Source organism: Actinoplanes sp. NPDC004185 (genome assembly GCF_053603475.1).
In genome coordinates this window covers 22,299-46,121 of sequence record NZ_JBSGFR010000010.1, presented here as the reverse complement: position 1 = coordinate 46,121, position 23,823 = coordinate 22,299, and the positions used below count along the sequence as shown (strand labels likewise).

Sequence of the window (23,823 nt, the reverse complement as noted above, 5' to 3'; positions counted from 1 at the left end):
CTGCTGGCCCAGGTCGCGGGCCTGCGGGAGGCGGTGGACGCAAGCATGGTGGCCGCCCTCCGAGGACCCGATGCGGTACGGCCTCGGCTGGGCTCTGGGACCGTCCGGCCAGATGTACCTCGACGGGCGCCTGCCGGGCTACCGCGCGGCCCTGCTCATGCTGCCGGACCACGAATTCGTGGCGGTCGCCCTGGCCGACGACGAGCAGGCGCTGCCGGCGCTGGCCCGTACCCTCGACGACCTGCAACGCCCCCTGACCGGTGACCACCTCGCGGACGCGATCGAGGCCTTCGCCGCCTGAAATCGCCTTCTCACCGCCCGCGGCCGGTGGTACGGTCCCGGGCGATGAATACCTCGTGTGTGCGATTGGGGGTCCTGTCCGCCAAAGGTGAGTGCTGATGCCCTCACGGAACGCGGACGGTGAATCCCGTCTTTCCCTCTGGCTGCGCGTGCGCGAGTTCGCCGTGCCGCCTTCGATGATCGAGGCTGCGACTGCCTGCCGGGCCGAGCACGACTGGGCGGCGGCGTGTGCGGCGGCCCGGGTCGATGTCGAGTTCGATCTGCGGTCGCTGGCCCGTACCCGGGGCTCGGAGCTCGCCGCCCGGATCCGGGCCCACCTGCGCAATCTTGCTCCTGATCTGTTGCGCTGGCATCTGCCCAGGATCGCCCCGGACGGGTTGCTGCGACCCGGCCTGACGATCTCCCTGGCCTGTTACGACGGCCTGCACCTGGTCGTGCGCACCCCACCGGCGTGGGCGAACGCCGGGCAGCGGTGCAGCCTCGCGCTGTGGGACCGGGCCGGTCCCGGCGGTCCGCGGCCGGACCGGCGGTTCCGGCTGGATCTGCACCGTCACCTGTGGGACGCGAGCCGGGCCGGCGAGCTCCGCGACCGGTCCATCGTGGATCAGGAGGCCCGCTGGGCGGCCGAGGCGGCGATTCTGCTGCGCTCGGAGGGGCGGAGCAGCGGCGCGGTGGCCGTACGGTTCGGCGGCCGGCGCCGGCTGCTGCTGGAGCTCGCCGAAACTGGCTCGCTGACCGTGTCGGCGTATCCGGGGTGGGGCTGGGCGGCCGCATTGCCGGTGTTGCCGGACGCGGCGACCTGGGAGCTGCCCGATCGGGCGTTGCTGCGGCACGGGCTGATCGAGCCGGACCGGTTGCATCCGCTGGTCGCCGCCGCGCTCGCTCCGGACCAGCCCCGGGGTACGGCCCCGGCACCGCAGCCCGGAGCCGGTCCCCGCCTCGTGGAGTGCCGTGGCGCCACGCACCGGATCGCTCTCGTGGACGGGGTGCTGGCCCCGCTGGATCACAGCCCGGACGAGATCCGCCGGGAGGAGCTGCTGGCCGCCCTGACCGGCACGCCGGTGGCCTGCCTGCAGGCGATCGACGAGGCGCACCGCGGCCCGGCGGAGCTCGCCGACGTCCGCGCCCGGCTTGATCACGGCGACGCCGCCGGGGCGCTGGCCGTGGTCGAGTCCCTGCTCGGGCCGGAAGCGGTCCTGCGCGGCGGGGGCCTGCGCGACGAGCTCGAGACCGCCGTGCTGAGGCGGATCACCCACGGACTGTTCCGGGCCGGGCTGACCGGGCGCGGACCCCTGTCGACCTGTCGCGAAGAGCGCAGCCGGTACCGCGGCCACCCGCGTCTCGCCGGCGCCCGCTGACCTCACCCGTTCCTTCTCTCCCACCAAGGTGATCACCATGTCTTTCGCTGACCGGAACTCCGCCCAGGACACCGCCGCCGACCTGCTGGCGCTGCTGCGCGACACAACCACTGAGCCCCGCCGGGACCCGCAGCTGGAGGCGCTGACCCTGGCCGTGGCCGCCGATCTGCCCGTACTGCTGTGGGGTGAGCCGGGGATCGGCAAGACCGCGGCCCTGCAGCAGCTCGCCACCTCCCTCGATCTGCCCCTGACCACGGTGATCGCCAGCGTGCACGAGCCGTCCGACTTCTCCGGGCTGCCCGTGGTCGGTGACGACCCGGCCGTGCAGGGCGTCCCGATGGCCCCGCCGGACTGGGCCGTGCGCCTGGTCCGGGAGGGCCGTGGCCTGCTCTTCCTGGACGAGCTCTCGACCGCGCCGCCGGCGGTGCAGGCCGCGTTGCTCCGGCTGGTGCTGGAGCGCCGGGTCGGCGTCCTGAAACTGCCGCCGGGGGTACGGATCGTGGCCGCTGCCAACCCGCGGTCCTCGGCCGCCGACGGCTGGGAGCTCAGTCCGCCGCTGGCCAACCGTTTCGTGCATCTTCAGTGGCTGCACGACCACGATGTCGTCGTCCGGGGTCTCGGCGGGACGTGGCCGCGGGCCGCCCTGCCGGAGCTCGACCCGCGGCGACTGGCCGAGGCTGTGACGTTCGCCCGCCGGGCGGTGTGCGGGTTCCTTGCCGTCCGGCCCGCCCTGGTGCACCAGTTGCCGGCCAACGAACCTCGGCGCGGCGGTCCGTGGCCCTCGCCGCGGAGCTGGGAGATGGCCCTGTCGCTGACCGCCTTCGCCACCGCCGCGGGCACCTCCCGGGAGGTGCTGTCCATGCTGGTCCGCGGCACGGTCGGGGACGGTCCCGGGCTGGAACTGCTGGCCTTCCTGGACCGGATGGACCTGCCCGATCCCGAGACGCTGCTGGCCGACCCGGCGGCGGCCCCGCTGCCCGAGCGCGGCGACCTGCGCCAGATCGTCCTCGACGGGGTGGTCGAGGCGCTGCGCAAGCGGCCGGACCGGCAGCGCTGGGACGCGGCTTGGGCCGTCATGGTCCGCGCCCTGGAGAGCGGACCGCCGGACCTGGTGGTCGTGCCCGCCGGTGCGCTGGCGGCCCTGCGCCAGGCCGACTGGGACGTGCCGGCGGCGATCGACCGCCTGGCCGGGGCGGTCGCGCTGTCCCGGCGGGCGGACCGGGCCGGGGCGCGGGTCGTGGCCGCGGCGGGGAGCGGCCGGTGAAGCTGGACCGCGACAAGCTGTTCGCTGCCCGGCTCCAGGCCGTCCGGGCCCGGCCGTACCTGGCCACCGCGTTGTTCGCCCTGCACGCGGTGGAGTCGCCGCGGGTGCCCACGATGGCCGTCGACCGGTACTGGCGGTGCTACGTCTCGCCGGTGTTCGTCGCCCGGACCCCGGTCGAGGAGCTGGCCGGGGTCTGGGTGCACGAGGTCGCCCACCTGCTGCGCGACCATCACGGCCGCAGCGACCGGTACGCCGCGAAACACGGGCTGAGCGGGCCGGGGGAGCGGCTGCGGATGAACATCGCCGCCGACTTCGAGATCAACGACGACGTGTACGGCGACGGGCTGGCCCGGCCCGCCGGCGTCGTCCTGCCCCGGCTGCTGCACCTGCCCGAGGACGAGCTGATGGAGGACTACCTGCACAGCGTGCAGCTGAGGTCGTACAGCCGGGACCTGATGTGGCTGGACTGCGGCAGCGGGGCCGACGGGCTGGACCGGGAGTGGGAGCTGGGACCCGACGGCGCCGACGGTCTCACCGAGCAGGAGCAGGACGCGGTGCGCTTCCGGGTGGCGCAGGGCATCAACGGCCGGCCGGGTGACGTCTCGAAGGGCTGGCGGCGGTGGGCGCAGGAGGCGTTCCATCCCCCGCAGCCGTGGCGGGACCTGCTGGGGGCGGCTATCCGGTCGGCCGCCGCGAGCTCCGGGGCGGGTGACGACTACTCGTACGGGCGTCCGGCGCGCCGGTCCGCCGGCCTGCCCGGCGTCGTCCTGCCCAGCCTGCGCCGCCGGCCGCCGCGGGTGTCCGTGGTCATCGACACGTCCGGCTCGGTCAGCGACGCCGAGCTGGGCAGCGCCGTGCTCGAGGTCGCGGCGATCGGTCAGGCCGTGGGTGGCCGGCGCGACCTGGTCACGGTGCTGCCGTGCGACGCGGCGCCCCGGGTGGTGCACACGTTGTGCCGGGCGGAGGGCATCCCGCTGCTGGGCGGCGGCGGTACGGACATGCGGGCCGGCTTCGCCCGGGCGTTGCGGACGACGCCGAGGCCGGACGTCGTCGTGATCCTGACCGACGGGCAGACGCCGTGGCCGGTGGCGCCGCCGGCGTGCCGGACGGTGGTGGGCCTGTTCCGCCGGGCCCGGCAGTCGTGGGACGAGGACTCCGAGTACGTGCCGTCCCGGCCGCCCGGCTGGGCGCGGGTGGTCACCATCGCCTCGTGACCGGGGCCTCCGTCTCGGCCGGCTGGTCCATGTCGTACCAGGGGCGCTGCCGGGGCCCGGCGGGCTCGGCGGGGCGCGCCGGGACAGCGTCGCCGTCGGGTCGCCGCGGCTGGGTCCAGATCGGCGCGACCCGCGGTGGCGGGTGCCAGCCCAGCTGGGCCATCGGCGACGTGGCGAGCGCCGCCTGGGCCCGCTGCGGCGGCTTCCAGATCGGTGGTGCTCCCCACCAGATGACCCGTTCGGCGTGCGGCTTCGGCGCGGGCTGGGCCGCGGCGGCGATGGCGAGCGGCGCCGGGGCCGCCTCGATGGCCTCCGGCGGCTGCGCGGTCTGCTCGTGTCCCGACGCGCCGGCCAGCAGCACGGCCGCCCCGACGGTGACCAGGCCGGCCAGCAGGGCCGGCAGTTCCCAGCCCGGGCGTACGGCGTCGCCCATGAGCAGCAGCGCGACGGCGGAGGGCGCGATGACCTCGGCGATCCACAGCACCGCCGTGACCGGCCCGACCGCGCCGTGCTGCAACGCGTGGGTGTAGAGCAGCATGCCGCCGATCGCGAACACCAGCAGCGCCCAGATCAGCGGTTCGGTGGCGATGCCCAGGGCCAGGCCGCCCGGATTCTCCATCCCGTGCTCGGGCATCGGCAGCGCCCGGCCGGCCAGCGCCGCCCCGCCCAGTGACAGCCCGGCCAGGGCCGCGACGGCGCCGGGGGAGCCGCTGATCCGGGCCGTGCCCCAGCCGATCACGGCGATGCCGACGGCGGCCGAGCACAGCGCCCACCGCAGGCCGGTCGACGCGGCGACCTCCTCCTGCGGCCCGGCCGACGCGGCCAGCACGGTCAGCGCGCCGATGGAGACCACGACGGCCACGACGTCGCGGGTGCGCAGCCGGGCCTTGAGGAAGATCCGGGCGGCCACCACGGTGATCGCCAGGGAGCTGGCCAGCACCGATTCGACGAGGTAGACCGCCAGCTCGCGCAGCGCGACCATCGACCCGACGAAGGACAGGATGTCCAGACCGACGCCGATCAGGTACAGCGGGTGGCCGAGGGCGCGGACGGTGGTGGTGCTGCGCCGGGCCCCGACGGCCTGCAGGATCGAGCCGGCGGCGTAACAGACGGCACCGAGGACGGCGATGGCCAGGGCGACCCAGCCGGCGCCGGTCACGACGCGGTCCGGAGCACGGAGATGGTGTTGTCGCCGCCGTTGGACACGTACGCCATCCGGCCGTCGGGTGACACCGCGATCGTCCGCGGACTGCGCCCGACCGGGACGGTCGCGGTCACCGCACCGGTGTGACCGTCCAGCACGGACACCGAGTTACCACCCTCGTTGACCACGTACGCGTGCTCGCCGTCGGTGGCGAAGGCCACGCTCTGCGGCTGCTTGCCCACCTTGAACGGCCCGGTCCGCCGCAGGGTGGCCGCGTCGATCAGGTCGGCGGCGTCCGCCTCGTACCCGGCGACCAGGACCGTCTTGCCGTCCGGGGAGACGGCGATGCTGTGCGGGGCCTTGCTGACCGGGATCGACTTGATCAGCCGGTCGGTGCGCAGGTCGATGATCGCGACGGCGTTCGACTCGTGGTTCGGCGTGAACGCGCGCTTGAGCGGCCCGGAGAAGGCGATGGCGTGCGGGTTGGGCGGCACGAGCACCCGGCCCCGGGCCTGCTTCCCGTCGGCGCCGTAGATCTCGAGCCGCTGCTCACTGTGGATCGGCACCCAGACGCGCCCGTCGGGACCGACCGCCAACGTGTACGGCTGCACGCCGGTGCTCACGTACCGCAGGACCTTGCGGCCGGCCGCGTCCACCACGGCGACCCCGCTGCCGGTCTTGTCGTCCTCGTACATCGAGACGAAGACGAGGCGCCCGTCGCGGGAGGTGGCGACGAAGCGGGGCGTGTTGCGCAGCTTCACGGAGGTCACCCGTTCGCCGGCGACGTCCAGCACGGAGAGGACGCGGGAGTTCTGGTTGGCGATGTAGACCGTACGGCTGTCGGGCGAGACCACGACGCCTTCCGGTTCGTCGCCCACCCGGATCGTGCCGACCATGGTCGGCTTGGCCAGGCTGGACACGCTCAGCGCGAGCGGCACCCGGGCCACGCCGGTGGGCCCGGGCGCGGCAGCCGTCTCGGCGGCCGGCGCGGTCGCCGGTGCGGTGGTCGGCGCCAGCGCGAGCGCCGGCGTGGGGACGGGCTCGTCACCCCGGCTCAGCGCCACAGCGACGCCCGCGCCGCCGAGCAGCACGCCGGCCGTCAGCGCGGCGAGCAGGACCGGGGCCCGGCGCTGCCGGCGGGTGGGTGGCGTGGACAGCACGGTCACGCGCGTCGCGCCGGCATCCTCGGCCGGCCCGAACTGCTCCTCGACCTCGGCCCGCGACCTCGGTGCGGGCGCGGTGACCTGGCCGGTGACCCGGACGTCGGCCCAACCGGCGGGACCACGCACCGTGACGGTGCCGTCGAGCCAGTCGGAGGCGGGCAGCCAGCCGATCCGCAACCGGCGGCCGACGAGCATGGCCCGCAGCCCCGGCCCGGAGACGGTGACGGCGGCCGCGGCGGCCAGCGGGGGTCCTTCGACGAGGACCTCGGCGACCAGCCGGGGTGTCCCCGGTGCGACCTGACCGAAGTGGACCTGGTCGGGATTGAGCCGCAAGGCGGTCCGTTCCAGGGCGGCGGCAGCGGCAGCGGCGACACTGCGACTGTCCTCCTGGGTCAGTCGCATCAACGTACGCCGGGCGGCAGCGGCCATGGCGAGATCGGAACCGTTCGCGAGCCGCTCCAGCTCGCCCACACCTTTCAAGCGAGTCTCACGGACCGAACTGTCGATCTCGGTCAGCACCTGCGTCGGCAAGACTTTTTCACTCATAGTGTCCCCGGAGTCATTCTGCGTGACGATCGCCATCGACGGAACCCTCAGCCCGAAATTGGCACCTGACGATCAATCGACTCTCCGGCTATATTCAGTAGAGCTCTACTCTATTGAACTAGCGGGACGGAACCGAATTCGTGACCAGACTCCAGCGCACGTCAGCGCTCGCCACCCTGATCCTCACCGGCGTGGCCGTTCTCTCCGGCTGCGGCGGCGCAGCGGAGCAGGCCGCCGACCAGGCCCCACCTCCGGCGCAGGCGACGACGTCACCGGCCGAGGAGGACTGCGGCGACGTCGCGGCCACGGTCCGGAAGCACCTGAGCAGCTCCGACGTGTCCGACGTGATCGTGGAAGGGCAGTGCACGACCGTGGTGATCGCGACCGAGCTGGACGACGAGGACACCGCGACCGGCAAGGAGTTGTGCGAAGCGGCCGGGAAGGTGGCGTACACCGGCGACATCAACTCGGTCAACGTGGTGAGCAAGGCGGGCACCGAGCTCTCCACCGGCATCCCCGGCGCGAGCTGCCTGCCGTAACCACGCCGGGGCAGACTGGGCGCGTGGTGACCTACGTCCGCTCGTACTGGCCCGAGCGCCGGCCGCACCGACAGCGCCGCCGGGCCGACCGGGACGCGGCCCGGTGGACGTACGACGAGCTGGGCGCCGACGAGAAAGTGCTGCGCCACATCGAGATGCGTGCGGACGACGGGACGTACCTCGCTGCGGTCGACCACGCCGAGGAACGCGGCCTCGGGGCGGATCCGCAGGAGATGGCGGCCGACGTTTTCGAGGAGTTGTGGCGGCTGGCCCGCTGTCAGCTCAACGGCGAGGCGGAGGTCCGGATCGAGGAGGTCTGCCCGGCCGTGGAGGACGGACTCCCGGTGGTCGTCCGCTGCGTCGGGGGCCGGGTCCGGGCGGGCAGCCGGTTCCTCCGGGTACGCGAGACCGGCGAGCCCGTGACCATCACCGTGGCCCGGATCGCGCGCTACGACCGCGACGTCGACGAGCTGACCCCGCTGCACACCGGAGTGCTCATCCTGTCGGTGACCGGTGCCCCACGTATCCGAGCGGGTCATCACCTCGACGGCCGCACGGAGTGACGCCGGCCTTCACCGTGGGGTGAGCGGCGCGCGACGCCCTTTCAGCTCATGGAGACCCACCGGGGTCACCTTCCGGGTCGACCTCGCGCCCCTCGTTGAGCACCGACAGGCTCATCACGTGCCAGCGCACGTCGAGCGGCCGTACCGTCGCGGCCTCGACCACCCACCGCGACGTGAGCCACGTGTACGGGCAACTCGGGTCGAACCAGAAGTCCACCGCCCGCCGGGTCATGTGCTGCCGCCGGCCAGTTCCGTGACGGCGTCGATGAGCTGCCGCCCGTCCAGCAGCGACGCATCGTTGTGGTCCGCGCCCTCGACCACGAGCACCCGTACCGGTCCCGCCGCGCTGTCGGCGACGGCTCTGCTCTGCGCCGGCGGGACGACCGAGTCGGCCGTGCCGTAGACGACGAGCGTCGGTGCCGTGATCCCACCGATGTGGTCCCGCACCGGGAACCGGTCGCGCGCGAGCAGCCGTACCGGAAGGAACGGGTAGTGCTCCCGACCGGCCGCCGGCAGGTCGATGAACGGTGACCGCAGGATCAGCCCGGCCGGCGGCTGCCGGGTCGCGAGAGCCGTCACCACCGCCGCGCCCAGACTCTCGCCGAAGTAGAGCACCCGCTCGGTCCGGTCGGCGAGGTAGGCCCGGGCCGCGTCGACGTCCTGGGCCAGGCCCTCCTCGGTCGGGCTGCCGGGATTGCCGCCGTAGCCGCGATAGTCGACGAGCAGCACGGTGAGACCACGGCCGGCCAGGGCCGCGGCGAGCGGCACGCGGGCGAGCCTGTTCCCGGCATTGCCGGGGGCCACCAGCACGCCCACCCGCCGGTCGGTCGTCCCCGGCGGGGGCCGGACCAGCCAGGCGCCCAGCTCCAGCCCGTCACCGGTACGCAGGGAGACGTCCTGCCCTCCGGCCAGCACCTGCGCCGCGGGCGGCGGCGCGGACCGGTCCGGGAAGTAGACCAGCCGCCGCTGGAACAGCCACGCCAGGGCGACGAGCAGGGCCAGGAGCAGCAGCACGACGAGTGCTGCGCGTACCACGACGGAAACTCTGACCACCACCCTATTGTCGCCAGGCACCATGGGGTCCGTGGATATCCGGGGACCCGCACGTTACCTCTGGTGGCTCGCCAGACACCTGAAAGGCCGGGTTCTGCTCGGCGCCATGTTCGGCTCGCTCTGGTTCGCCAGTCTCGCGTTCACCCCCTTTCTGCTGTCCCAGGCCATCGACCGTGGTCTCGCTCCACGGCGGCCCGGCACCCTGCTCGCGTGGACAGCCGTGGTTCTGCTCCTCGGCCTGTCCAGTGCGGGGCTGGGCATCATGCGGCACCGGTCCATGACCAAGCTGCGGCTGGCCGCCGCGCTGCGGACCGCCGACGCGGTGCTGACGCACGCGACCCGGCTCGGCGCCGCCCTGCCCCGCCGGGTCACCTCCGGCGAGGTGGTCACCATCGGGATCGCCGACGTGTGGACCATCGGGCGGGCGATGAACGTCGGCGGCGTCGGGGTGGCCAGCGTCCTCGCGTACGCGGTGGTGGCGGTCCTGCTGTTCCGCACGTCGCCGCTGCTGGCGGTCGTCGTGCTGGCCGGCGTGCCGGTCCTCGCCCTGGCCGTGGGGCCGTTGCTGGTCCGGGTGCAGGCGGCCGGCGCCCGGTACCGCCGGCGGCAGGGCGCGCTGGCCACCCAGCTCGTCGACGTGCTCACCGGGCTGCGGATCCTCAACGGCCTCGGCGGCAAGGAGGGTCATCTGGCGCGGTACCGGAGCAGCTCCGCCGGCCTGCGCGACCTCGGCTACCGGGTGGGCCGGGCCAGCAGCTGGGTCGGCGCGTTCGGTGAGGGCCTGCCCGGGGTCTTCCTCGCCGTCGTGGTCTGGCTGGCGGCGCGGCAGGCCGCGGCGGGTGAGCTCACGGCCGGCGAGCTGATCGCGGTGTACGGCTACACGGCCATGCTGGTCATCCCGGTCAACGTCATGATCTTCTGCGGGTTCGACATCACCCGCGGGCTGGTGGCGGCCCGGCACGTGGTCACGTACCTGGGCCTGCCGCCGGAGGAGACCACCGGCCGGCCCGCCCCGGACCGGCCCGCCGTCCTGCACGATCCGGTGTCCGGGGTGTCGGCCGAGCCGGGCCGGCTGACCGCGCTCGCGGCGGACCGGCCGGCCGACGCGGCCGCGGTGCTGGAGCGGCTGGGCCGCTACGGCCCGACCGACGCGACCTGGGACGGCGTCCGGCTCGACAGCATCGCGCGCGACGAGGTGCGCGCCCGGATCCTCCTCGCCGAGCACGAGGCCGACCTGTTCGCCGATCCGCTGCGCGACGTGGTGGCCGGCCGCGAAACCCCCGAGCAGGAACGCTTCCGGGCGGCGATCGAGGCCGCGGCCGCCCGTGACGTCGGCGAGCCGGACCACCCGGTCGAGTGGGGCGGCCGCAACCTCTCCGGCGGTCAGCGGCAGCGCGTGCGGCTCGCCCGGGCGCTCTACCAGCAGCCGGAGATGCTGCTGGCGGCCGAGCCGACCTCGGCGGTCGACGCGCACACCGAGGCGGCGATCGCCGAACGGCTCCGGGCGGTCCGCTCGGGCCGCGGCACGGTCCTCGCCACCACCTCACCGGCGCTGCTGGACCGAGCCGACGTCGTGCACTACCTGGTCGACGGCCGGGTGGCGGCCAGCGGTTCGCACCGGGAGCTGCTGCACTCCGCGCCCGGCTACGTCCGGCTGGTCGCCCGGGTCTTCGGGGAGGACGAGGCATGAGCGAGCTTGCGAGCGAATCATCAACTCTGCGCCCGACGAATGTCATCCCCGGAGCGCCGGCGGAGGGGATGGCGTGAGCGCCGCCTTGCCGATCGCGGACCAGCGACTGGTCACGCGGGCGGCCCGGCGGCTGCTGGCCGCCGACCGCCGCACCGTCGTGCTGATGCTGGTCCTCAACGCCCTGGCCGCGCTGGCCGGGCTGGGTGGTCCGTGGCTGCTCGGCCGGATCATCGACTCGGTCACCGCCGGGTCCGGCTCCGGCCAGGTCGACCGGCTGGCCCTGGCCGTGCTGGCCTGCGCGGTCGCGCAGATGCTGCTTTCCCGGTACGCCCTGACGGCCGGCTACCGCTTCGGGGAACGCACCGCCGCCCGGGTCCGCGAGGAGTTCCTGCAACGGTCGCTGGACCTGCCGCCCGCGGTGGTCGAACGGGTACCGGCCGGCGACCTGACCGCCCGCGGCACGACCGATGTGGACGCCGTCGCCACGACCCTGCGGGACTCGCTGCCGCAGGTGTTCATCGCCGCCGTGCAGCTGCTGCTGATCGTCGCGGCGGTGGTGGTGCTCAGCCCGCCGCTCGGGGTGGCGGGACTGCTGGGGTTCTCCGGCATCTGGTTCGTGACCCGCTGGTATCTGCGCCGGGCCCGGGACGCGTACCTGCGTGAGGGCGCGGCCAACTCAGTGATGGCCGACGAGCTCGCGGCCACGACGACCGGCGCCCGCACGATCGAGGCCTTCGACCTGCGCGAACGCCGGCTGGCCAAGGGACACGCGGCGATCGCCGAGACCCGGCGCACCCGGCTGGCCACGCTGGGGCTGCGGACGGTGTTCTTCCCGGTGGTGGAGATGTCGTACGTGGTGCCGGTCGTGCTGGTGCTCCTGATCGGCGGACGGCTGTACTTCACCGGCTCGGTCACCCTCGGCACGGTCGCCGCGGCGGTGCTGTACCTGCGCCAGCTCGTCGGGCCGATCGACAGCATCACCCTCTGGATCGAGCAGTTGCAGAGCAGCGCCGCGTCGTTCGCCCGCGTCGAAGGACTCGCCGCGGTGCCCGCGGACCGCACCCGCGCGACCAGGCCGCCGGACGGCGACCGGATCGAGGTACGGGCGGTGCGCTACGCGTACGAGTCCGGCCAGGACGTCCTGCACGACGTGGACCTGACCGTACGGCCGGGGGAGCGGCTCGCGATCGTCGGCCTCTCCGGGGCCGGCAAGTCGACCCTGGCTCGCCTGATCGCCGGGGTGGACCGCCCGGACGCCGGATCGGTGACCGTCGGCGGCGTGCCCATCGCCGATCTGCCCCCGGACGAGCTGCGCCGGCAGGTGGTGCTGGTGACGCAGGAACACCACGTCTTCCGCGAGTCCCTGCGGCAGAACCTGATGGTGCCGGCCCCGGACGACGTGCTGCGCCGGGCGTTGAAGACGGTCGGCGCCGACTGGGCCGACGACCTCGACCGCGACCTCGGCGCGGACCCGCCCAGCGGCGGCCAGGCCCAGCAGCTCGCCCTGGCCCGGGTGGTGCTCGCCGACCCGCACACCGTGATCCTGGACGAGGCGACCGCTCTGCTGGACCCGACGGCTGCCCGCAGCGCGGAACGCGCCCTGGCGGCGGTGCTGCACGACCGTACGGTCATCGCGATCGCCCACCGCCTGCAGACGTCGCACGACGCGGACCGGGTGGCGGTCATGGACGGCGGCCGGATCATCGAGCTGGGCAGCCACGACGAGCTCCTCGAGGCGGACGGCCCGTATGCGTCCCTGTGGCGCACCTGGCACGGCACCTGACACCCGTCGTCGTTGCGGGTCGCGGTGGGCAAGCACTGGAACGGAGTGCCCGCCTGCCGCGACCCGCGTGGATCGGTGCTCAGTAGGCGGCGATGCCCTCGGAGTTCGCCCCGCCCGGGACGGTCACCGACCCGGTCGAGGTGAGCCCGCCGTCTCGCCCGACCGTGAACGCCTCCACCGCGTCGGTGCCACCGCCGGTCTGCGCGTACAGCACCTTGCCGTCGGCCGACGCGGCCGTGTCGATCGTGCCGGCGCCCGCCGTGCTCGTGGTGCCGAGATTCTGCAGCGTTCCGTCGGCCCTGGTGCGGAAGGCGGTGATCGTGGCGCTGCCCGCGTTGGACAGGTAGAACGTGCCGTTCACCCCGGTCACCCAGCAGGTGGCCCGGCCTCCGGTGGGCGCGGCGGTCCGCGGGATCAGCCGTCCGTCGCGGCGCTGGTCGAAGGTGGCTGCGGCGTTCGGGCCGGCCTGGGCGACCACGACGTGCCCGAACCGGTCGAAGGCCAGCGCGAACGGGGCCGTACCCGGCCGGGCGTTGCGGACCGGGTGCGGGGCCGGCGCACCGTGGGCGTCCACGCTGTACACCAGGATCTCGTCGGTGTTGCCCTTGGTCGTGACCAGCAGGCGCCGGCCGTCCGGGCTGAAGGCCACCTGGCCGGGGGAGTGGGTGAATTCGGGTCCGGCCGCCGGGTCGAGCCCGAGCGCACGATGCCAGGCCGGCACCCGCACCAGCCGGGAGCCGAGCCGGCGGAAGCCCTGGACCGAGCCGCCGTCGCGGGCGTTGAGCACGTAGACCAGGTCGCCGTGGACGGCCACGCCCACCGGGAAGACGCCGCCGCTGCCGATCACCTGGAGCCGGGTGAGCCGGGTGCCGTGCACGCCGAAGACGGTGATCGTGTCGCTGCCGGCGTTCACCGCGTACAGCAGGTGGTGGCGGGCATCGAGGGTGAGCGAGCCCTGCGAGGCGAGCGGGTCGGCGGCCGCGCCCGCCTCGATGCCGCCGCGGCCCCGGTCGCGAACGTGCCGGCCGGGTGCAGCTGCCGGTCGTACGCCACGATCGTGTTGCCGTCCAGGCCGTTGGCCTGCACGAAGACCGCGCCGGACGGACGGTGACCGGCCGTGGCGGCCGCCGGGCCGGCGGCAGTGGCGGTGACGGCGGCGACCACGCCGGCGATCGCGACGGCGCGAGTGGTGTGCCTCATGCGGAGGCTCCCTTCAAGGGTGACTTTCGGACGCACTGTTGGCGTCCGGCACCGCCGGGAGCCTTACGCCGCGTAAGCGATCGGTAAGAACCTCACTCCGCGATCAGGGCGAGCAGACCCTCGAAGTCCGTCGAGCACGGCCCACACGCCCGCAGGTGGGCGGCGACCCCCGGGAAGCGGCGCGCGGCCTCCGCCGGATCGGCGACATGCAGCTCCGCGTACGCGTGCAGGACCTCCATCGCCCTGCCACAACCGACGTCACGAGGATCGGTGCGCAGGAACGCGTCCAGATCGAGGTGAGCGCTCATGCGTCCTCCCGGAGATGCCCCTTGGCCACGAGCGCGGCCCGCAATTTCCGCCGCGCGTCGAAGAGAGCCTTGTAGATGGCATTGCGATTGGTGTCCAGCTCCACGCACAGGGTGTCCAGGGGCACGCCGTTCAGCACGATGGCCGTGAAGATGTGCCGCTGATGACCGGTCAGCTCGTGCTCCACCGAGTGCCGCAGGGCTTCCAGCAGCTCCTGCCACTCGGCCTCCCGCTCGGGCGAGAAGCCGAACCGGGCGGGCAACCGCTCCCAGTCGGACTCCTGCAGCGCCACGGCCGGCTGCCGCTTCCAGAAATGCCGGCCGACCTTGGCGGACACCTCGAAGACCACGAACTTGTAGGCCCAGGTGGTGAAGCGGCTGTCACCCCGGAAGTCCGCCAGCTTCCCGAGGACGGCGAGCATCGCATCCGCGGCGGCCTGGTGGGCGAGGTCGTCGAGTTCGGCGCCACCGACGGCCAGCTGGGCCGACCTGCGGTTGACCTCGGCGCGGGCGGCCCGCAGCAGCAGCTCGTGCAGCCGGGCGTGGGCGTCGTCCCGGGCGCGACTGCCGGCCCGCAGGTCGGCGAGCCACCGCTCGGAGGTGTCGTCGAGATCCACGACGCCCAGGCTACGACGCTCGTCGTCCGGTCCGGGACGCCGGAAGCGGGGCACCGCGGCCGGCCCGGAATTGTTAGCGTGCAGCCCATGGCCGATGAGGTGCGTGCCGATCCCGATGCGATCGTCCGGTTGGCGAAGGCCACCCTGGCGGGCGCCGACGCGATGACCGACGGCTGGTCGGCGGCCCAGGGCGGGGTCACGCCGCCGGGTGCCGCGTTCGGCAACGCGCTCGCCGGGCCCGCCTTCGCCGCGTCGGCCGCCGGTGCCGAGGCCGCCATGGACGCCACGTGGCGCCGCATCACCGGTGTCTACGAGGGTGACGTCGACCGGCTCTACCGGGTGGCGTTCGCCTATCAGCAGGCCGACTCCGAGGCCGCCGAACGGCAGCGCCGGGCCGGCGGCGGACGGCAGCCGATCTGATGACGTCCCTGCAGATCCCGCCGCCCGACCCGGTGACCCTCGACAACGTCTGGGAGCTCGAGGCCGACCCCGGTGCCCTGGACCGCGCCGCCGAGCAATGGCGTGGCTTCGCCCGGGCCGCTTCCGCCGCCCGGGACTCGGTCGACGACGCGGCCGCACCGCTGCGGGGCGAGGCCTGGTCCGGCGACGCCGCGGACACGTACCACGACCATCGCGAGAAGCTCGGCCGCGCCGTGGACGAGGTGGTGGAGGCGGCCGACAGCTTCGGGGTGGCGCTCGGCAACGTCTCCGGTCTGCTCCGGACGGCCCAGAGCGCCCTGGCCGATGCCCTGGCCCGCGCCACGGCGGCCGTGCCGGCCACGGTGACCAGCGTCAGTGTCACGTTCCGGCCGGTCACGGCCGAGGACATCGCACCCATCAACACGGCCATCACCGAGGCCCAGCGGATCCGCGCCGACCTCGACAGCGACCTCGTCGTGCAGAGCGGCAAGCTCGACACCGCCCGCCAGGAGGTGCAGAGCCTGGCCGGCGCGTGGGAGGCCATCGCCGCCGGCCGGGACGACGGCTGGACGCTGCCTCCCGAGGCGCGCGCCACCGGCTGGATCTACGACGGCGAGTCCGTGGTCCTCAACACCGGGCCCGGCAACGACTCCGTCCAGGTGCGGGTCGATCCGCGTACGGGTGAGCAGATCGTCACCGTGAACGGCGTCAGCACCACCTTCCCGCCGAACTACCAGCTCACCATCCGGGCCGGGGAGGGCAACGACAGCGTGGACGTCGCCCCCGGCACCCGGGTCCGGCTCACCCTGCTCGGCGGCGAGGGCGACGACGTGCTCAAGGGCGGCGACGGCAACGACCGCATCCTGGGCCTCGACGGCCGTGACCACATCGAGGGCCGCGGCGGCGACGACCGCCTCACCACCGGCGCGAGCCGCGAGCGGCTGCCCCACGAGACCGGTCCGGAGTGGGACGGCGTGGAGATCGTCGAGCACGTGGACGGCGGTGACGGCAACGACCGCATCTACGGCGGCCTCGGGCGTGACTACGTGACGGGTGGCGCCGGCGACGACCTGCTGGAGGGTGGCGACAGCGACGACACCCTGGACGGGCAGGACGGCACGGACACCGTCCGCGGCAACGCCGGCACCGACAACCTGTACGGGCGAGGCGGAACGGACACCTTGGACGGCGGCGACGGGCGCGACTACCTCGACGGCGGCGACGGCGACGACAGCCTGCGCGGCGGCCTGGGCGACGACACCGCGTACGGCATGGGCGGCAACGACTCGGTCGACGGCGGCGCGGGCCAGGACTACCTCGAGGGCGGGGTCGGCAACGACGAGCTGACCGGCGGCGCCGGCAACGACATGATCTCCGGCGGCCGCGGCGACGACGTCCTGCGCGGCGGCACCGGCGACGACAAGTTCTACTCCGGCTGGGGCCGCGACACGGTCGTCGCCGGAGCGGGCAACGACCAGGTGTTCGGCCAGAACGACGACACCGTCAGCGGGGCCGAGCGGGTGGTCAACGTCGAGGTCTCCGACGACGTCGACTTCATCAAGGTGACCGGCTCGCCGGACTTCGTGGCCCGGGTCGAGGCCGACCTGGACATGCTGCGGGCGTCGCCGACCGGCCAGCAGATGCTGGCCAACCTTCAGAAGGCCAGCGACGACAGCGCCAACTGGTTCTACGACGGCAACGGCCTGACGATCTCCGAGCTGACCGAGGAGAACGGCAAGGCCCCGTGGCCGGACGACAACCTGCTGTTCGGTGAGAAGTGGGCCATCGAATACAACCCGTCGTTCGACACCGTGCACAACAGCCCGCCGGTGACGGTCCTCTACCACGAGATGGCCCACGTCTACGACTACGCCAACGACACTCTGGACCAGGACACCTACCAAGGCCCGGCCAACCAAGGCGTCCCCAACTACGAACGGGTGGCGGCGGGCCTGCCCATCGACCACGATGACGACCCGTCCACCCCGGAACAGATCGACCCGGATCACCCGCTGCAGTTCACGGAGAACGGTCTCCGCGAGGAACTGGGCGCCCCCCGGCGGCCGTCGTACTGACATGCGCCTCCGCTCCCGCCTCGCCCCTGCCGTGCTGGCCGCTGTCGTCCTGCTGGGCGCGGCCGCCTGCACCGAAGAAGCTCCCACGCTGCCCGACCGCCCCGGCCCGACGGTCGCGGCGACCCTCAAGGCGACCTTCGCCCGCACGCCGACGGCGCTGACCTGGACGTACACGCTGCGCAACGACGAGCCGGCCGAGATCGCGGTCTTCAACGGCAGCTCCGCCGACACGGACGGCGGAGTGTCGAACTCACCCGGCGCGTGGGTCGTGCCCCGCGACGAGGACACGATCGAGGTGTCGCAGCGGCTCTTCGCGCAGCCGCCGAAGGTGGGCCTGGCCCGGCCGTACACCCAGTTCGGGACGGTGCTTCCGGCCGGGTCCGAGCTGAGCGGATCGGTCACGGTGCGGCTGCCGCTCAAGGTCGCTCATCCGTACGGGTTCGCCTTCAAGCCCGCGTTGCAGCTCCCGGAGGATGCGAAGAAGGTCGTCTTCTGCGTGGGTGTGGCGCGGGCGAAGGACATTCCGCCGACGCCGTTCGAGACGTCCGCCAGTCCCCGGCCATCCCTCTACGCCTCACCCGACGGCCCGGCGCCGGCGGGGGCGCGCAAGGCCAGGTACGTGCATGCCGGGGGAGACCGCCAGCACCTGGTCTGCGCACCACCCGAAGACCTGCCCTGACGACCTCACGGTGCGGCCACTGACGCCTTCATCTGTCGGCGTACTACCACCTCCAGGTGGCCTGCGAGTACTCGCTGATCACCCCACGTTCAGCCCCTTTAGGAGGATTGCCGAGACGAGAGCAGCCCGGGATGATGACGGAATGCCGGAGACTTCTGCACCGGATCCACCCGCGGCAGGCGCTGTCAAGACCGACGGTGACAAGGTGTACATCTACGACGGTCGGCAATGGGTGCACCACGAGCGGCTGGCGGATTTCGGCCCCGGGTCGGTCCTCCGCGGCGATGACGGAGACAAGTCGTCGAAGCCGGCCGGATGACAAACCCAGTCGATCAGGCCGCCGCCGTAGCTACCAGCACCAAGACTGATCTGCCGTCTCCGCTGGAGGCGATCGCGGACATGCGCGCCACCGCCCGCTGGACGGTCGTCGCGGTGGGTGCCGTCGGCGCCACTCTGCTGGCCGGCGCTCCGCTCGCCGCGCTTGGCCGGGTCAAGAACGTCGGCGATGCGGTAGCGCTCGGGGTCGGACTGGCGGTCGCCATGGCCGGGGTGGCGTGGGCGATCTGGCACACCTCCGAGGCGCTCACGCCACCGATCACCACGCTCGCGACGTACGACGATAAAGGACTGGCCGATCTGCGCAAGATTGTGACGCGCGAGCCGGCCGTATTGTTCGGGCCGTTCGGCCGTAGCGTCGCTGACCTTCAGGACCAGCTGACCCTCCGCTGGCAGGTGGTGCTCTCGCTGGAGGCGGCAGTGGCCCGGGATCCGAGGCAGGCGGTCCTGGCGGCGGCGCTGAACGACGCGCGTTCCAATGTCGAGCTGGGCCGCCGTACGGTACAGCACGCCCTCGCACTGATGCACGCCTGGCAGGTGCGCAACCGATTGCGCCGGGCACGGTTGCACACTTTGATCGGCATGCTGATCGTCGCCGTCGGCGTCGCCGTCTTCCTCTCGGCCACGCCGGAGCCGCCGGCCAAGGCGGCCGCTCAGAGTCTCGTGGTCGGGCCGGGTCCTGATGCCCGCTGATGCTGCGGCTCCGAGTTGGTCGCCGGCGATGTTGGCCACGGTCGACGGGGATCGGATCCGCTGCGACCTCTGCCCCCGACTTTGCCGGTTGCGCGACGGACAGACCGGCCCATGCGCGGTTCGCCGGCGCCGGGGCGACCTACTGGAAACCGCGACGTTTGCCACCACGGTCAGTCACCTCGGCCCGATCGAGCGCAAGCCTTTCTACCATTACCGCCCCGGCTCGGCGGTTCTCACGCTCGCCGCACCGGGATGCACATTCACCTGTGACTATTGCATCAACTTCGCGATCTCCCAGTACCGCCGGCCGGGCGGCGCGGCCTGGTCGGCGGCTCCGGTAGACGTCAGTGCGGTGATCGGCCGCGCCGCCGCGGCCGGCGCGGCGGTCGGCCTGTCCTACACCGAACCGTCCTTGGCGCTGGAGCTCACGTGCGCGCTGGCCGACGTGGGCCGCGCTCAGGGGGTCGACGTGGTGTGGAAGAGCAACGGCTATCTCACCGAGGTGGCGGTGAAGGTTGCGGCCGGCGCCGTCAAGGCGGTGAACATCGACGTCAAGGGCGCATTCGACAACCGGCACCGACGCCTCACCGGAGGTGACGTGACGCCGGTCTTCGCAGCGATCGCCGAGTTTCGCCGTCAGGGTGTGTGGGTGGAGGTCACTACCCCGCTGATCCCCGACCACAGTGCCGAGCCGGCTGCCCTGGCCGCCATCGCCGAGCGGATCGCCGCGATCGACCCTGCGATCCCGTGGCATTTGATGCGGTTCACCCCGGTGTACCGGATGACCGCGGCGGCGCCGACCACTCCAGCCGCGTTGCGGGCCGGTACGGAGATCGGTCGGGCCGCCGGCCTACTGCACATCTATGTGGAACGCGCCCTCGGGCCGGCCGGGCGCAGCACCCGATGCCCGCAGTGCGCCACCCAGCTCGTCGATCGCGAGATCTGGCGTACCACGGTGAACCGCATCTCCGACGGCCGCTGCTCGCACTGTTCGACCCTGGTGAAGGGAGTGTGGACATGACCGACGTCCCGAAATACGTGGACCATCTGCCGGATCTGATCCAGCCGGATGAGTACGACGATCATCCGGACGGCAACCTGGTGCGATTGCGGGTCCGGATGACCGAGCACGGGTTGGAGATTCTCGGCGACAGTATGCGCCCGGAGGTTCTCGAGGCCCTCCTGCGCCGGCTCGGCAAAGGCCCGATCGAGCAGATGCTCTGCGGCTGACACTCAGTCCGGGGCCCCTAGCGTCAGGAAAGTGAGCGCCGCTTCGAACTCAGCTGTTGCCGGGTCAGTGACCAGCCGGTGCCGGTCTGGGCCAGCCGGGCCACTTCCGGCGCCGGGCCGCACGACATCCACCCGGAGCAGGCCTCGGGTCCCGGGAAATTCCAGAAACGGCTGAGTCAGCAGAATCGGCTGGACGGGTCCGGCACCCAGCGAGGCGATCACCCGGGCCGCCTTGGCCGGTTGGGCCGGGCCGGTCAGCCAGCGGTCCCACAGCAGCACCAGGTCGGTGGGCTGAGCGATCCAACGGACGTCCTCGGGTCGGCCTAGGCTGATCACCGCGAACCGGTCGGCTGCCGCGGCCCTGCGCGCGCCGACCAGGTGAGCAAGCGACCGTAGGGTAACCCCGACCCGTCCAAATGCCGGCGGGGTGTCGTCCATGATCAGCACGATCGCGGAGTGCAGCCGCGGGTCCGCACCCTGCGTGTTGCGGTAGAGCAGATCGTGGTTGGCGAATCGAACAGCCAACGGGGGCTGGCGCACCGCCAGCTCACGCGGCAAAAGTCGGGACAGCGGCCCGCGACGGGACAGCCCGGTCGCGCCGCCCCCCGTTCCGGCACCTTGATGCCGCAGGTCACCGCCGAGCGGTCGCTGGTTCAACAGCTCCCGCGCGGGCGGTGGCAGCTCCGGCAGCGGCGGGAGACCCAGTAGACGCACCGGCAGCAGTGGGTCGGCGGCCACTGCGCGGGGGCCGAGCACGGTGAGCAGGCCCAGGCACCGTGCCACCATCCGGTCGACGGCGGTGGATACGGCATCAGAGTGAATCTCCACCGGCTCCGGTGGGCGGTGATATGCGGTCAGTGCCCGCAGCAGGGCCGAACGTAACGCATCGCGGTCGGCTGGGGGCGGCGGCATCATGCCGGGGAGCTGACCCGCGATCAGCAGCACGATGCCGTACCGGGCGCGCATCGGCCAGTCGAGATCTCGCAGCCGGGACATCGCGGCTGAGCGTGCGGCTTCGCCGAGGGCCGAGGTCGGCCTGTCGTCCGCCGCCGCGGTGGCGGCGAGCAGATCAGCCAGGAGCCGCAACGGCGCGCCGCAGCCGGCCGCGGCGACGGCCGCTCCCAGTTCGGCCAGGTCGTCCGGCCGGTAGCCGTACGCGAGCGGAACCACCGGCTGCCGTACCTCGGCCGGCGACGGGCTGAAGACGCACGTCAGCCGGGCCCCGTGCGCCGTCCCGATCTCGATCCGGGCCGGAGAGCTCCAGCTCAGCGACCGGGCCGCCCGGCGACGCCCGCTGCCGCCCGGAACACTCACCGCGGCCAGCCGGGCGCCGCTCAGGACGTCCCAGATCTCGATCACCTCGGTCGAGGCCAGGACGGCGAGCGCGGTGCTGTCCGGCGACCAGCACAGCGCGGTGGACCAATGGAACCCTGTCACCTGCCCGAGCCGGCGGGTCACCCGCCAGGTTGCAGTGTCCCAGACGTGCACCGCGGCCCGCCGAGGATCGCCCGGCGCGGCGGCCAGCCGCTGACCGTCCGGCGACCAGGCGATTCGGCCGAGCATCCCGCAGTCGTCGGCCGGCTCGGGCCGGACATCGAGGGCCCAGGCAACCGTCGACCACACCAGGACCCCGTTGCGGGTACCGGCCGCCAGCCGGTCACCGGCCGGCGACCAGACCACCTGCCCGAGTTCGTGGTTGTCGATCGGGCGATGAGCGACTGGCGTCCCCCGGGCCACGTCGACAATCGTCAGCTCGCCATAACCGGAGCCGGTGCGGGTCACGGCCAGAAGAGTCGGCTGCGTGGGATGGAAGGCGCACGTCCCGTCGCCCGGCAGATCCCACAGCGGCCTCCCCTCTTCGGCGTCGAGGATGCGGACCGCGTCCGGGCCACCGGCCGCGACCGCAACGAACCGGCCGTCGGCGGAGATACTGATCTGCCGCGCCGTACCGCTGACCTGCGCACTCCAGCCGAGGCCGTCACCGGTCCGGCGCACCGAGTTCCCATCCGCCGCGATCAGCAGATCGTCATGCCGGGCCAGTACCGAGCCCCAGCCGTTCGGTTCGGTCGGCGCGTCATCGAGATGGACGTTCAAGCCGGCGTACGGGCTGACGATCGCCAAAGTGCGGCCCACGGTGACCGCCATCGCCTCGGCCCATTCCGGGACGCCCTGCCGCGCCGAACTGGTCATGGTTCCGTCGCCGCACGCCGGTACAGGTTGGCCGCCCGGCGGTGTTCCCCGGCTGCCTCGAAATACTCTGCCGAGGCTGCCCAGCTGCCCGCTTCCAGCAGATCGTAGGCGTGGTCCAGCAAACGCGCCCGGTCCGCCGGTTCTGGTCCGGCCGGCAGCGGGTCGGCCGGCTCGTGGCCCACGGCGGACAGCCGCTGCAACAATCCCAGAGCCGCCGCGGAGAGCTCACCGGTGACCGGTGGTGGGGCGTCCAGCCAGAGGGTCCATGCGGGACAGGTGTGCGCGCGGTCCAGCCGAACCGTGCCGGCTCGGGTGGCCACCACGACCACGTCGTCCCGCAGCCCGAACAGTCCGGCTCTGGCGCTGGCCGGTACGGCGGGCCGCAGTGCGCAACCCGACTCCACGTACAGCGGCCCGGGGCCGAGCCGGCGCACCGGGACACCGACCGGGACCTGCCCCAGGTCGTCGGAGCCGGCGCCGAGCAGCAGATGCCGGCCCGGGCCGAGGATCAGCCGGGCCGCATGGTCGGTCGGCGTGGTCTCGAGGTAGCGCCGCACCAGCGCCAGCTGCTGGTCGGTCACCAGCACCGCGTCGATCCGCTGGTCGGCGGTTTGACTGAGCCGGACCTGGACCCGGGTCCGCTCGGCCGACGTCGGGGCGGAACCGGGTAGCCGTTCGTCGTGCAGCGGATCGGCCCGGGGTGGGTCCAGCAGGTCAGTCGCGTCCACCAGGGGTTCGGCGGCGAACTCCCAGAGTCGTTCGGACACCAGCCAGCGGCCGCCGGTCGGAACCAAGGCCCGTAATGCGCCGACGACGCTGGGAAACCGGTACCGGATGTCGGTCCAGAAGTCGTCCGCACCCTCGACCGGTTGTCCGACCAGGACCCCGGGGAGTTCGGCAAGGTCGAGAAGGTAGCCCGCAGCGCCGGGATGACCGACCGACAGCCGCAGCCGTAGCCCGGTCATCTGCCGGCCGCCCAGGACGGGTCGCCACACCGCCCGGGACACCTGCGCCGAGCCCAAGTCGTACGCCCGGCGCAGCACCCACCTGGCCAGCGTGCCCGGGGCGAACACCGCGAGCTCGCGGGCGGTGTGGGTGGTGACTGGACTCCGTGGGCAGCCGTCGAGCATCGCGGCCGGTCCGAACTCACCGGGCTCCAGCTCACTTCCGTGGGCCGGTATCGGGTCCGGATGACGTCCCTGACCGCCGACCCGGATCACTCGATCGTCGCGGATCACCAGCACCCGGCCGCCCGCAAGCTCGACCAGGTGACCGGCCTGCTGGACTGTGGCCCCGGTGGAAACCCAGACCGGCAGCTCCGGCCGGGCGGCCAGGGTCGGCCAGCGGTACCAGCGGGCAGTCCCGAGGAAGTTGAAGCCGGGGTCCGCGACTGCGAGCCCGGCGAACGTCAGCGCGGCCGCGGTGTCCGGGAACCAGCCGAGCACGTGCACCGGGTCCATG

At 73.1% G+C, this 23,823-nt stretch carries 23 protein-coding genes and 1 pseudogene; 14 read left to right on the top strand and 10 right to left on the bottom strand.

Annotated elements, in window-relative coordinates:
* Positions 1-70 precede the first annotated feature (70 nt).
* The 4 genes from ACWEOZ_RS12460 to ACWEOZ_RS12445 all read left to right on the top strand — a co-directional run bounded on the left by ACWEOZ_RS12460 (position 71) and on the right by ACWEOZ_RS12445 (position 4,136).
* Positions 71-301 carry a hypothetical protein gene (locus tag ACWEOZ_RS12460; protein ID WP_451910954.1) on the top strand — a complete coding sequence of 77 codons (231 nt, stop codon included), beginning with the start codon at positions 71-73 and terminating at the stop codon, positions 299-301.
* Between the two features lie 97 nt (positions 302-398).
* A complete protein-coding gene (locus tag ACWEOZ_RS12455; RefSeq protein ID WP_451910815.1) occupies positions 399-1,658 on the top strand; it encodes a hypothetical protein in 1,260 nt (419 codons plus the stop codon).
* A 37-nt stretch (positions 1,659-1,695) separates the two neighbouring features.
* Positions 1,696-2,922 carry an AAA family ATPase gene (locus ACWEOZ_RS12450; RefSeq protein WP_451910814.1) on the top strand — a complete coding sequence of 409 codons (1,227 nt, stop codon included), beginning with the start codon at positions 1,696-1,698 and terminating at the stop codon, positions 2,920-2,922.
* On the top strand, positions 2,919-4,136 hold the full coding sequence (locus ACWEOZ_RS12445) for a vWA domain-containing protein (protein ID WP_451910813.1): 1,218 nt from the start codon (positions 2,919-2,921) through the stop codon (positions 4,134-4,136). The genes ACWEOZ_RS12450 and ACWEOZ_RS12445 overlap by 4 nt, the downstream gene beginning before the upstream one ends.
* Here the strand turns inward: ACWEOZ_RS12445 and ACWEOZ_RS12440 are convergent.
* Positions 4,120-5,295 (bottom strand): hypothetical protein, encoded by a 1,176-nt coding sequence (locus ACWEOZ_RS12440; RefSeq protein WP_451910812.1) that lies wholly within the window; start codon positions 5,293-5,295, stop codon positions 4,120-4,122. The genes ACWEOZ_RS12445 and ACWEOZ_RS12440 overlap by 17 nt on opposite strands.
* Entirely contained in the window at positions 5,292-6,989 is a 1,698-nt protein-coding gene (locus tag ACWEOZ_RS12435) for a beta-propeller fold lactonase family protein (protein ID WP_451910811.1), read from the bottom strand. Before ACWEOZ_RS12435 ends, ACWEOZ_RS12440 begins: the two co-directional genes overlap by 4 nt.
* Before the next feature lie 140 nt (positions 6,990-7,129).
* Here ACWEOZ_RS12435 and ACWEOZ_RS12430 point away from each other — a divergent pair, with 140 nt between their 5' ends.
* Both ACWEOZ_RS12430 and ACWEOZ_RS12425 read left to right on the top strand, forming a co-directional pair.
* The gene (locus ACWEOZ_RS12430) at positions 7,130-7,528 is read left to right on the top strand and encodes a hypothetical protein (protein ID WP_451910810.1); all 399 of its coding nucleotides are present in this window, start codon (positions 7,130-7,132) and stop codon (positions 7,526-7,528) included.
* Positions 7,529-7,551: 23 nt separating this feature from the next.
* Entirely contained in the window at positions 7,552-8,091 is a 540-nt protein-coding gene (locus ACWEOZ_RS12425; RefSeq protein WP_451910809.1) for a hypothetical protein, read from the top strand.
* Between the two features lie 55 nt (positions 8,092-8,146).
* Here ACWEOZ_RS12425 and ACWEOZ_RS12420 read toward each other — a convergent pair.
* Positions 8,147-8,323, bottom strand: a pseudogene (locus tag ACWEOZ_RS12420) (mycothiol-dependent nitroreductase Rv2466c family protein); the annotation flags it as partial.
* A complete protein-coding gene (locus ACWEOZ_RS12415) occupies positions 8,320-9,144 on the bottom strand; it encodes an alpha/beta hydrolase (RefSeq protein ID WP_451910808.1) in 825 nt (274 codons plus the stop codon). The gene ACWEOZ_RS12415 and the pseudogene ACWEOZ_RS12420, both read right to left, overlap by 4 nt.
* Positions 9,145-9,250: 106 nt before the next feature.
* Here ACWEOZ_RS12415 and ACWEOZ_RS12410 point away from each other — a divergent pair, with 106 nt between their 5' ends.
* The gene (locus tag ACWEOZ_RS12410) at positions 9,251-10,834 is read left to right on the top strand and encodes an ABC transporter transmembrane domain-containing protein (protein ID WP_451910948.1); all 1,584 of its coding nucleotides are present in this window, start codon (positions 9,251-9,253) and stop codon (positions 10,832-10,834) included.
* Positions 10,835-10,907: 73 nt separating this feature from the next.
* Positions 10,908-12,617 carry an ABC transporter ATP-binding protein gene (locus tag ACWEOZ_RS12405; RefSeq protein WP_451910807.1) on the top strand — a complete coding sequence of 570 codons (1,710 nt, stop codon included), beginning with the start codon at positions 10,908-10,910 and terminating at the stop codon, positions 12,615-12,617.
* A 79-nt stretch (positions 12,618-12,696) separates the two neighbouring features.
* Here the strand turns inward: ACWEOZ_RS12405 and ACWEOZ_RS12400 are convergent, their stop codons facing one another.
* From ACWEOZ_RS12400 to ACWEOZ_RS12385, 4 genes are all read right to left on the bottom strand, one after another.
* The gene (locus tag ACWEOZ_RS12400) at positions 12,697-13,530 is read right to left on the bottom strand and encodes a lactonase family protein (RefSeq protein ID WP_451910806.1); all 834 of its coding nucleotides are present in this window, start codon (positions 13,528-13,530) and stop codon (positions 12,697-12,699) included.
* Positions 13,527-13,817, bottom strand: coding sequence for a hypothetical protein (locus ACWEOZ_RS12395; protein WP_451910805.1), 291 nt, complete (start codon positions 13,815-13,817; stop codon positions 13,527-13,529). Before ACWEOZ_RS12395 ends, ACWEOZ_RS12400 begins: the two co-directional genes overlap by 4 nt.
* 92 nt (positions 13,818-13,909) lie before the next feature.
* The gene (locus ACWEOZ_RS12390) at positions 13,910-14,125 is read right to left on the bottom strand and encodes a hypothetical protein (protein WP_451910804.1); all 216 of its coding nucleotides are present in this window, start codon (positions 14,123-14,125) and stop codon (positions 13,910-13,912) included.
* Complete coding sequence (locus ACWEOZ_RS12385; RefSeq protein ID WP_451910803.1) at positions 14,122-14,739, bottom strand: sigma-70 family RNA polymerase sigma factor; 618 nt, start codon at positions 14,737-14,739, stop codon at positions 14,122-14,124. The genes ACWEOZ_RS12390 and ACWEOZ_RS12385 overlap by 4 nt, the downstream gene beginning before the upstream one ends.
* Positions 14,740-14,826: 87 nt before the next feature.
* Here ACWEOZ_RS12385 and ACWEOZ_RS12380 point away from each other — a divergent pair, with 87 nt between their 5' ends.
* The 6 genes from ACWEOZ_RS12380 to ACWEOZ_RS12355 all read left to right on the top strand — a co-directional run bounded on the left by ACWEOZ_RS12380 (position 14,827) and on the right by ACWEOZ_RS12355 (position 20,172).
* The gene (locus ACWEOZ_RS12380; protein WP_451910802.1) at positions 14,827-15,159 is read left to right on the top strand and encodes a hypothetical protein; all 333 of its coding nucleotides are present in this window, start codon (positions 14,827-14,829) and stop codon (positions 15,157-15,159) included.
* Positions 15,159-17,234 carry a M91 family zinc metallopeptidase gene (locus ACWEOZ_RS12375; protein WP_451910801.1) on the top strand — a complete coding sequence of 692 codons (2,076 nt, stop codon included), beginning with the start codon at positions 15,159-15,161 and terminating at the stop codon, positions 17,232-17,234. The genes ACWEOZ_RS12380 and ACWEOZ_RS12375 overlap by 1 nt, the downstream gene beginning before the upstream one ends.
* Before the next feature lies 1 nt (position 17,235).
* Complete coding sequence (locus tag ACWEOZ_RS12370; RefSeq protein ID WP_451910800.1) at positions 17,236-17,913, top strand: hypothetical protein; 678 nt, start codon at positions 17,236-17,238, stop codon at positions 17,911-17,913.
* Between the two features lie 399 nt (positions 17,914-18,312).
* Positions 18,313-18,942: a hypothetical protein gene (locus tag ACWEOZ_RS12365; RefSeq protein WP_451910799.1), complete on the top strand. Its 630-nt coding sequence runs from the start codon at positions 18,313-18,315 to the stop codon at positions 18,940-18,942.
* Positions 18,943-18,970: 28 nt separating this feature from the next.
* The gene (gene amrS / locus ACWEOZ_RS12360; RefSeq protein WP_451910798.1) at positions 18,971-19,963 is read left to right on the top strand and encodes an AmmeMemoRadiSam system radical SAM enzyme; all 993 of its coding nucleotides are present in this window, start codon (positions 18,971-18,973) and stop codon (positions 19,961-19,963) included.
* On the top strand, positions 19,960-20,172 hold the full coding sequence (locus ACWEOZ_RS12355) for a radical SAM-modified peptide, FtsH ternary system-associated (RefSeq protein WP_451910797.1): 213 nt from the start codon (positions 19,960-19,962) through the stop codon (positions 20,170-20,172). Before amrS ends, ACWEOZ_RS12355 begins: the two co-directional genes overlap by 4 nt.
* 3 nt (positions 20,173-20,175) lie before the next feature.
* On the opposite strand, the gene ACWEOZ_RS12350 is transcribed toward ACWEOZ_RS12355, so the two are convergent.
* Together ACWEOZ_RS12350 and ACWEOZ_RS12345 are read right to left on the bottom strand one after the other, a co-directional pair.
* A complete protein-coding gene (locus ACWEOZ_RS12350) occupies positions 20,176-22,362 on the bottom strand; it encodes a WD40 repeat domain-containing protein (protein ID WP_451910796.1) in 2,187 nt (728 codons plus the stop codon).
* Complete coding sequence (locus tag ACWEOZ_RS12345) at positions 22,359-23,822, bottom strand: hypothetical protein (protein ID WP_451910795.1); 1,464 nt, start codon at positions 23,820-23,822, stop codon at positions 22,359-22,361. The genes ACWEOZ_RS12350 and ACWEOZ_RS12345 overlap by 4 nt, the downstream gene beginning before the upstream one ends.
* Position 23,823: the final 1 nt, after the last annotated feature.